This window comes from Frankia tisae, from assembly GCF_025403405.1.
Classification (GTDB): domain Bacteria; phylum Actinomycetota; class Actinomycetes; order Frankiales; family Frankiaceae; genus Frankia; species Frankia tisai.
The window spans coordinates 1-8680 of the sequence record NZ_JANEZT010000294.1 but is presented as its reverse complement, the minus strand read 5'-3'; the positions used below and the strand labels follow the sequence as shown (position 1 = coordinate 8680).

At 72.3% G+C, this 8680-nt stretch carries 6 protein-coding genes and 1 pseudogene; 4 read left to right on the top strand and 3 right to left on the bottom strand.

Features of this window, described 5'->3' with window-relative positions:
* Positions 1-529: 529 nt before the first annotated feature.
* The gene (locus NBZ85_RS23100) at positions 530-1366 is read right to left on the bottom strand and encodes a heme o synthase (protein ID WP_372517765.1); all 837 of its coding nucleotides are present in this window, start codon (positions 1364-1366) and stop codon (positions 530-532) included.
* Between the two features lie 1251 nt (positions 1367-2617).
* On the opposite strand from NBZ85_RS23100, the gene tal reads away from it, so the two are divergent.
* From tal to pgl, 4 genes are all read left to right on the top strand, one after another.
* Entirely contained in the window at positions 2618-3733 is a 1116-nt protein-coding gene (gene tal, locus NBZ85_RS23095; RefSeq protein WP_261558184.1) for a transaldolase, read from the top strand.
* A gap of 163 nt (positions 3734-3896) precedes the next feature.
* A complete protein-coding gene (gene zwf / locus NBZ85_RS23090; protein ID WP_261558183.1) occupies positions 3897-5429 on the top strand; it encodes a glucose-6-phosphate dehydrogenase in 1533 nt (510 codons plus the stop codon).
* 64 nt (positions 5430-5493) lie between these two features.
* Positions 5494-6693 carry a glucose-6-phosphate dehydrogenase assembly protein OpcA gene (locus NBZ85_RS23085; protein WP_261562574.1) on the top strand — a complete coding sequence of 400 codons (1200 nt, stop codon included), beginning with the start codon at positions 5494-5496 and terminating at the stop codon, positions 6691-6693.
* Positions 6690-7487 carry a 6-phosphogluconolactonase gene (gene pgl / locus NBZ85_RS23080; protein ID WP_261558181.1) on the top strand — a complete coding sequence of 266 codons (798 nt, stop codon included), beginning with the start codon at positions 6690-6692 and terminating at the stop codon, positions 7485-7487. Before NBZ85_RS23085 ends, pgl begins: the two co-directional genes overlap by 4 nt.
* 118 nt (positions 7488-7605) lie before the next feature.
* Here pgl and NBZ85_RS23075 read toward each other — a convergent pair whose 3' ends face one another.
* The gene (locus NBZ85_RS23075; RefSeq protein WP_261558180.1) at positions 7606-7995 is read right to left on the bottom strand and encodes a PLDc N-terminal domain-containing protein; all 390 of its coding nucleotides are present in this window, start codon (positions 7993-7995) and stop codon (positions 7606-7608) included.
* A 169-nt stretch (positions 7996-8164) separates the two neighbouring features.
* Positions 8165-8680, bottom strand: a pseudogene (locus NBZ85_RS23070) (serine/threonine-protein kinase); the annotation flags it as partial.

Sequence of the window (8680 nt, the reverse complement as noted above, 5' to 3'; positions counted from 1 at the left end):
CCCTCCCCCTGCGCCCCACCGAGACCGCCCTCCTGCACGACTGGCTCCACCAGCTCGCCCGCTGACCCGAACGGCCGCGACGGTCGTCTCGCGCATGTCCGGCGTCGCCTCGATTCGCCGGACATGCGGGGCGAGCGGGTTGAATCCAGCAACAAGTGATCATTCAGGCTCATTTTGCGGCCGTCGGCGTCACCCGCGACAACAGCCAGGCTGAGCGACTCGACAGCGCCGGGGCAGGCGACCGGCCGGCGTGAGCAGCACCCAGACACCCGACCCGGGTGCACTTGTCGTCTGGCGCGACTCGTCGAGAAAGAGCGCAACGCGGTCCGCGGCCTCACGCCTCGGACGGCGCCTCGCCGCTGGTCATTCAGGAAGCGCTGCCCGGCGGGACCGTGAAGTGTTGCGCGCAACCGCGCCACCATGAGGGCCACTGATCATCGCACCCCGGACGCAGCAGACGCGCCAGCCGCGGGTGTGCGGTCGGCGCGTCTGGGGGTCGGATCGGTCGGAGCCGAGGCGGAGCGGGAGGTCAGACGACGGCGGTGACCGCGATCGCAACGAACAGAAGCGTCAGGTAGGTGATCGACATGTGGAACAGGCGCATGGGGCGGGGGTCGCCGCCGCGGCGGGTCCGACGGTCGATGCGGTGCGCCTCGGCGAGGAACCAGGCGCCGACCACGACGGCGGACACCAGGTACACCGGGCCGGTGTGGGCCACCGGGACCAGCGCGAGCGAGGCGGCCACCATCGCATACGAGTAGCCGAGGATCCGCCGGGTCACCACCTCGACGGGGGCGACGACGGGCAGCATCGGGATACCGGCGGCGGCGTAGTCGTCACGGAACTTCATCGCCAGAGCCCAGAAGTGCGGCGGGGTCCAGAAGAAGACCACGGCGAACAGCAGCACCGCCGACCAGCCCACGGTGCCGGTGACCGCGGACCACCCGATGAGGACCGGGAAGCAGCCGGCCGCGCCGCCGATGACGATGTTCGACGGGGTCCGGCGCTTGAGCCCGAGGGTGTAGACGAAGACGTAGAAGGCGATGGCGCCGTCCGCCAGCAGCGCCGACGGCCAGTTCACCAACAGGCCGAACATGAGCGTCGAGACGATGCCGATGGCGATGCCGAAGACGAGCGCCTCGGTCGGGGTGACGGTGGCACGGACCAGGGGGCGCCGCTTGGTGCGGGCCATGACCTGGTCGATGTCCCGGTCGACGTAGCAGTTGATCGTGTTGGCGCTGCCGGCCGCCAGGGTGCCGGCGACGAGGGTGACGACGATCAGCCAGATCGAGGGCATCCCCCGATCCGCGAGCATCATCACCGGCACGGTGGTGACGAGCAGCAGCTCGACCACGCGCAGCTTCATGAGCGCGACGTAGGCGCGGATCTTCGAGTTCACCGCGGCCAGCCCACTCACCGCGGGCGGCGCCTCGCCGGCGGCGGGCGGCGCGTAGGCGGCGACCGTGCCGTTCGATGCGCCGAGCACCACCGTCGCGTTCGGCGTGGATGCGGCGGAGCCGGCTCCGTGCGCCGCCGCCGTGGAGGCCGCGGTCCCGTTCGACCCGGACGTGCCGTTCGACCCGGCCCCGCTCTTCGACCCGGACCCGCTGCGGGCTCCGACGGTCCCGTGGGGGATGACCAGGACGTTCGACATGACGGCGCCGGCCGGAGATGCCGTCGCAAGCGAGGCCGCTCTCCCACCCGGCTTCGCGGTCCCGTTCGAGACCGCAACCCCGTTCGACGCGGCGACCCCGTGTGAAACCGAGACCCCGTTGGAGGTGGAGACCCCGTTCGCAATGGAGAGCCCGGTTTCGTTGGAGAGCGCGGTGCCGTGGGGCGTCGCCGTCCCGGGAGGGAGCGTGGTGACCTCGGTCGGTGCGGGCTCGGCCTCCGGGCGCGGGGTCTCCGCGGAGTCGGGGGCCCCCTGGGCCGGGACGTGGTCCAGGGCGGGCTGGGGCGTGGTTCCGGCGCTCACCGACGTGGAGGTGCCCGACCGCACCGGTCCGCGTGTGGTGACGTGCCGGCGTCGAAGGGCGGCCTCGGTAGACAGAGCGACCTCGCGATCGGCGGGATCGGCGGACGACCCGCACTGTACGGAGCCCCGGGGACGGAGCGGACTGTGTTCTACGACGTGTCGGAGTCTAGCCGCCGGATCGGCGCGCACGCGCGGCGGTCATGCCCGGACCGGGCAACGAACCGTGCGGTCTGGCTCACGTCGCCGGTCGCGCCGCCAGCCGTCCGAGCCGCCGGACGGGATCGCCACCCCACGGCCGGGGCCCGCCGTGGTGTGTCTCACGGGTGGTATCCGGCCAGTTCACGCGGGCTGTTCTTCCAACTGCCACCTGCGCGTCACGGAGCCGAACACATAGGGATCAGACTGGCAGCAGACTGGGATGGAGCCGGCGCGACGGGGTAGTGCCCACAAGGGTGCACCGGAGGGCGTCGGGTCGGAGCCGGCCGGCGCCGGCCGTTGCGCACCGATCGGCTGCGTACCGGTCGACCGCGCCCCGGTCGGCTGCGCCCCGGATCCGATTCCTGGCGACGGGCATGACCGGCACCGAGAACGCACTTGACCTGTTGTGGATGTGCACCGCCCGCGGAGAGGAACCAAAGCCCGATGAGCAACCCCCTGTCCGAGCTCTCGGCCGCCGGAGTGGCGGTCTGGTTGGACGACATCAGCCGGGACCGGCTGCGCACCGGCAACCTCGCCGATCTGGTCGCCAACCGCAGCGTCGTCGGCGTCACCAGCAACCCGACGATCTTCCAGAAGGCGATCGCGTCCAGCGACCTGTACAACGAGCAGCTCCACGACCTGGCGGTGCGCGGCGTCGACGTCGGCGAGGCGGTGCGCGCGATCACCGCCGCCGACGTCCGCGACGCCTGCGATGTGCTGCGCGGCGTCTACGACGCCTCCGGCGGGGTCGACGGGCGGGTGTCCCTCGAGGTCGACCCCCGCCTGGCCCACGAGACCGAGCGCACCGTCGCCGAGGCCCGGGCGCTGTGGTGGTCGGTGGACCGGCCCAACCTGTTCATCAAGATCCCGGCGACCCTGGCCGGACTGCCGGCGATCACCGAGACCCTGGCCCAGGGCATCAGCGTGAACGTCACGCTGATCTTCGGCCTGGACCGCTACGACGCCGTCATCGAGGCGTTCCTGGCGGGCGTCGAGAAGGCGATCGACGCCGGCCGGGACGTCGGCGACCTGACCTCGGTCGCGTCGTTCTTCGTCAGCCGGGTCGACTCCGAGGTCGACGCGCGCCTGGACAAGATCGGCACGCCGGAGGCGAAGGCGCTGCACGCCAAGACGGCGATCGCGAATGCCCGATTGGCCTACGAGCGGTACGAGAAGGCGTTCGCCACCGACCGGTGGAAGGCGCTGGCCGCGAAGGGCGCGAAGCCGCAGCGGCCGCTGTGGGCGTCGACCTCGACGAAGGACCCGTCCCTGCCGGACACGATCTACGTGTCCGAGCTGGTCGCGCCCGGCACCGTCAACACCATGCCCGAGGCGACCCTGCAGGCGTTCGCCGACCATGGCCAGGTCCGCGGGGACACCATCCGCCCCTACTACGACGACGCCCGCCAGGTGTTCGCCGCGCTGGCGTCCGTCGGCGTGGACCTCGACGACGTGATCGAGACCCTGGAGACTCAGGGCGTGCAGAAGTTCGAGGACTCGTGGAACCAGCTGCTCGGCACCATCGCACAGCAGCTCGGCCGATCCGGTTCGGACAGCTAGCCGGGACGCGCCGCGCCGTGAGCACGGCCGGCGATCGGCCGGGCGGCCTGGCGACCGGACCGGACCACAGCCGTGGTGATCGTCTCAACGTCCGTCATGGACAGGCGACGGTCCCAGGTGAAACAACCTCGGGTAGACCGAAGCGAGAACGAAGGGGGAACGGGTGGCGCCCACGGTGAGATCCAACCCGCTGCGGGATCCACGTGACCGCAGACTGCCCCGGCTGCCGGACGCGAGCGCCCTCGTGGTGTTCGGGGCGACCGGTGACCTGGCTCGTAAGAAGCTGATTCCCGCCGTCTACGACCTGTTCAACCGTGGGTTGCTGCCGCCCGGGTTCGTGCTGCTCGGATTCGCGCGCCGGGACTGGTCGGACGGCGACTTCGCCGACTTCGCCCGGGAGTCCGCCGAGAAGGGGGCACGTACCCCGTTCCGGGAGGAGGTCTGGGACCGGCTGGCCGGTTCCGTCCGCTTCCTGCAGGGCTCCTTCGACGACGACGCGGCCTTCGACCGGCTCGCCTCGACGCTGGAGGACCTGGAGCGCTCGCACGGCATCGGGGGCAACGCCGCGTTCTACCTGTCCATCCAACCCTCGGCGTTCCCGGTCGTGCTCAAGCAGATGCAGCGCACGGGCCTGTCCTCGGCGGCGAACTCGGGCGGCTGGCGCCGCGTCGTCATCGAGAAGCCGTTCGGGCACGATCTTGCCTCGGCCCGCGACCTCAATGCCCTGGTCGACGACGTGTTCACCCCCTCGGGGGTGTATCGGATCGACCATTACCTGGGCAAGGAGACGGTGCAGAACCTGTTCGCGCTGCGGTTCGCGAACAACCTCTACGAGCCGATCTGGAACTCGCAGTTCGTCGACTCGGTGCAGATCACCATGGCCGAGGACGTCGGCATCGGCACCCGCGCCGGCTTCTACGACGAGACCGGCGCCGCCCGCGACGTGCTCCAGAACCACCTGCTCCAACTGCTCGCCCTCACCGCGATGGAGGAGCCGGTCAGCTTCGGCCCGGAGACGATCCGCACCGAGAAGCTCAAGGTGCTGCGCGCCGTCTCGCTGCCCGCCGACCTCGCCCGCTTCGCCGTGCGCGGCCAGTACGAGCAGGGCTGGCTCGCCGGGGAACGGGTTCCCGGCTATCTCGACGAGAAGGACATCCCGCCGGACTCCCGGACGGAGACGTTCGCCGCGGTGCGCCTCGGCATCGAGACCCGCCGCTGGGCCGGGGTGCCGTTCTACCTGCGGACCGGCAAGCGGCTGCCCCGTCGGGTCACCGAGATCGCGATCGTGTTCAAGAAGGCACCGCACCTGCCCTTCGACCAGACCGACACCGCCGAGCTCGGCAACAACCAGCTGGTCATCAGGGTGCAGCCCGACGAGGGCGTCACCCTGAAGTTCGGCTCCAAGGTGCCGGGCTCGGCGATGGAGGTCCGCGACGTCGCGATGGACTTCCTGTTCGGCGAGGCGTTCACCGAAGCAAGTCCCGAGGCCTACGAGCGGCTCATCCTCGACGTGCTGCTCGGCGACGCGACGCTGTTCCCGAACAACGCCGAGGTCGAGGAGTCCTGGCGGATCATCGACCCGCTCGAGGAGTACTGGGCGAGCACGACCCCGCACCGCTACCGGGCCGGCAGCTGGGGGCCGGCGGCGGCGGACGAGATGCTCGCCGCGGACGGCCGCCGGTGGCGGCGGCCGTGAGCGGGCCCGCCCGTCGGCGCCCAGCCGGCGTCCACCCACTCCCGCGGACGGATAGGAGCCCCTCGTGACCACGCTGTGGGACACCACCGGTTCTGAGGTGGTCAAGGCCCTCTCCGCCGAGCGGCGGGCGGCCGGAGCGTTGGCCTTCGGCCTGGCGCTCACCCTCGTCGCCGTCGTCGACGAGAAACACGTCAGCGAGGCGGAGGGCGCGGCGACGCTCGCGGCCTCCGCCCACCCGTGCCGGCTGCTCATCGTCGTGCGCCGGCAGATCGAGTCGCCGCACCCGCGGCTGGACGCCGAGGTCTCCATCGGCGGCCGGCTCGGCCCCGGTGAGGCGGTTGTCATGCGGATGTCGGGGCGCCTGGCGCTGCACGCCGAGTCGGTCGTGCTGCCGCTGCTCGCCCCGGACGCCCCGGTCGTCACCTGGTGGCATGACGAGCCGCCGACCCGGATCGCCTACGACCCGCTCGGCGTCTTCGCCGACCGCCGCGTCACCGACGTCACCGCCGCCACCGAACCGCTGTCCGCGCTGTTCCAGCGGGCGGCGGACTTCGCCCCGGGTGACACGGACCTGTCGTGGACCCGCCTGACGCCGTGGCGGACCCTGCTCGCCGCGGCGTTCGACACCGTCACCGACACGCCGGACTCGGCCGTGATCACCTCCGGGCGGGCCAATCCGAGCGCCCAGCTGTTCGCCGGCTGGCTGAAGAACAAGCTCGGCATCCCCGTCACCGTCGAGGAGGTCGGAACCCGCCCCGACGTCACGAAGGTGACCGTGTCCTTCGGCGAGTCCGAACTCGCGATCGCCCGGACCGACTCCCGCACGGCGACGATCTCCCGGTCCGGCTATCCGGACCGGGTGCTGCCGCTGCCGGGACGCGGCGTCGGCGAGCTGCTCGCCGAGGAGCTGCGCCGGCTCGACGACGACGAGGTCTTCGGCGAGGCCCTGGGCACCTGGAGCGGCCTGCAGAACCTCGGCACCCGCTCGCCGCACCGCGAACACATCTGGCGTGACCCGATGGACAAGTCCGGGACGGTCACCAGCACGGCCCCCTCCTCTGACGAGGCAAAGGCCGCCCAGGCCGAGGCCACCCAAACCGAGGCTGCCAAGGCCGAGCCCCCCCAAGCCGGGGCCACCAAGGCCGGGGCCACCAAGGCCGGGGCGACCCAGGGCGGGGCGACGTCCTCCGTCGGGGGCACTCCGACCGTCGGCCGGTCGGGTTCCACCGCCCGGCCGGAGCGGCCGAAGGCGGGCGGGGCATGAGCGCGGAGCCGCAACTTGTCCCACACCGCGACGCCGGCATCCTCGCCCGCGCCGCCGCCGCCCGGCTGATCACTCGCCTGATCGACGGGCAGGCCGCCCGCGGCGAGGCGTCGGTCGTCCTCACCGGCGGTGGCATCGGCATCGCGCTGCTGCGCGCGGTCCGGACCAACCCGGCGGTCGACGCGGTGGACTGGTCCAAGGTCGACGTCTGGTGGGGCGACGAGCGGTTCGTCCCCGCGGACTCGCCTGACCGCAACGACCGGCAGGCCCGCGAGGCACTGCTCGAACACGTCCCGGTGGACCCCAAGCGGGTGTTCCCCATGGGTCACCGCGCGGCCCAGACCGCCGGCGGAGACGTCGAGGGCGGTGCCGCCGCCTCCGGCTACGCCGACCCGGAGTCCGCTGCGGCGGAGTACGCGGCCCTTCTCGCCGGCCGCGCGGCGCCGGGCGCGGTGTTCCCCGTGTTCGACGTGGTGCTGCTCGGTCTCGGTCCGGAGGGGCACGTCGCGTCACTGTTTCCGAACTCGCCGGCGGTCGTGGCCACGGAACCGGTGGTGGCTGTGCACGACTGCCCGAAGCCGCCGCCGGAACGCGTCTCCCTGACGCTGCCGACGATCCAGTCCGCCCGCGAAGTGTGGGTCGTCGTCGCGGGCGAGGAGAAGGCCGAGGCGGTGGCCGCGTCGTTCTCCGGAGCCGGGCCGATCGACGTCCCGGCGACCGGTGCCGTCGGCCGCGAACGCACCCTCTGGCTGGCCGACCGGGCGGCCGCCTCCCGGTTGCCGACCCGCGGCTGAGCCGTCGGCGGGTCGGCCCGTTGGCGCGAGGTGCCCGAGGTGCCCTAGGTGCCTGGGATGGCCGGGATGGCCGGGATGGCCGAGGTGCCCGGGATGGGGATGGCAGGGACGTCGCCGCTCAGGCCAGGATCCGGGTCTTGCCGCGTTCGAACTCGACGTCGCTGATGATGCCCTGGTCGCGCAGGTCCGCGAGCTTGCCGAGTTCGTCGGCGCTGCTCGCCGGGGCCGCGGCCCGCTCGAGGTACGCCCGCCACGCCCGCTCATCGCGCTCCGCCGCGGCACGGCTGCGCTCGTGCATGCTGCCGCCGCGGACGATGAGGTAGGCGATCACACCGAACCAGGGCAGCACGACGATCACAGCGGTCCAGGCCGCCTTCGACCAGCCGGACAGATCCGGACTGCGAAACACGTCGGTGATCACCGTGAACAGCAGGAACAGCCACAGGACGAAGGCAAAGAACCAGACCATGTAGAGAAACACGCTCAGCAGGGGGAAGTCGGGATCCACCGCGGCACCTCCAGTCAGTACCGTCGCCCCGGTCCCGGGGCACGGCCCCACCGGCCCGCGCGGGGGCTTGCAGGCCGACAGAGTCATACCCTTCCGCGGAGGCACGGCCGTCGCCCCCGGTCACCCATCGGGGGTGGGAGCGTCTGTCACTCCGGTGGTCGAGTCGGCGTCACTCGGGCACGCGGCGCAGCACTGCGTGCCCGCCGGAGGAGAGCGGGGACGCCGGATAGTGGTAGTCGAGGGTGCCGTCGGCGCGCAGCTCGAAGACCTCGGCCTCGATTGCGGCACACACCCCGGCGCCCGCGGTGAGCCGTTCGGTGAAGCGAGCCTCGGTGCCGTCGACGGCGAGCAGCTGCAGGTCGGCGGCGCAGTCGTCGCGCGGGTTCCAGGTGCGGCCGAGGGTCTCGCCGACCCGGCCGCCATCGAGGGCCAGCTCGGCCGGATACGAGGCCCTGTCCTGCACGACCGTGCCCCGCCACCGCCCGATCATGCCGGCGGGCAGATCGCCGCCACCGCCACTACCGCCACCGCCGCCGGTGGTGAGGAGAAGGATCCCGACCGCCACCGCCACCGCCACGACCAGCAGCAGCGCGGCGAACATCAGGCCGGCCAGCCACCGGCCCCGGCCCGCCCCGCTCGGCCTCGACCGCTGGGACCCGCCGACTCGCGGGCGTCGCCCCGACGC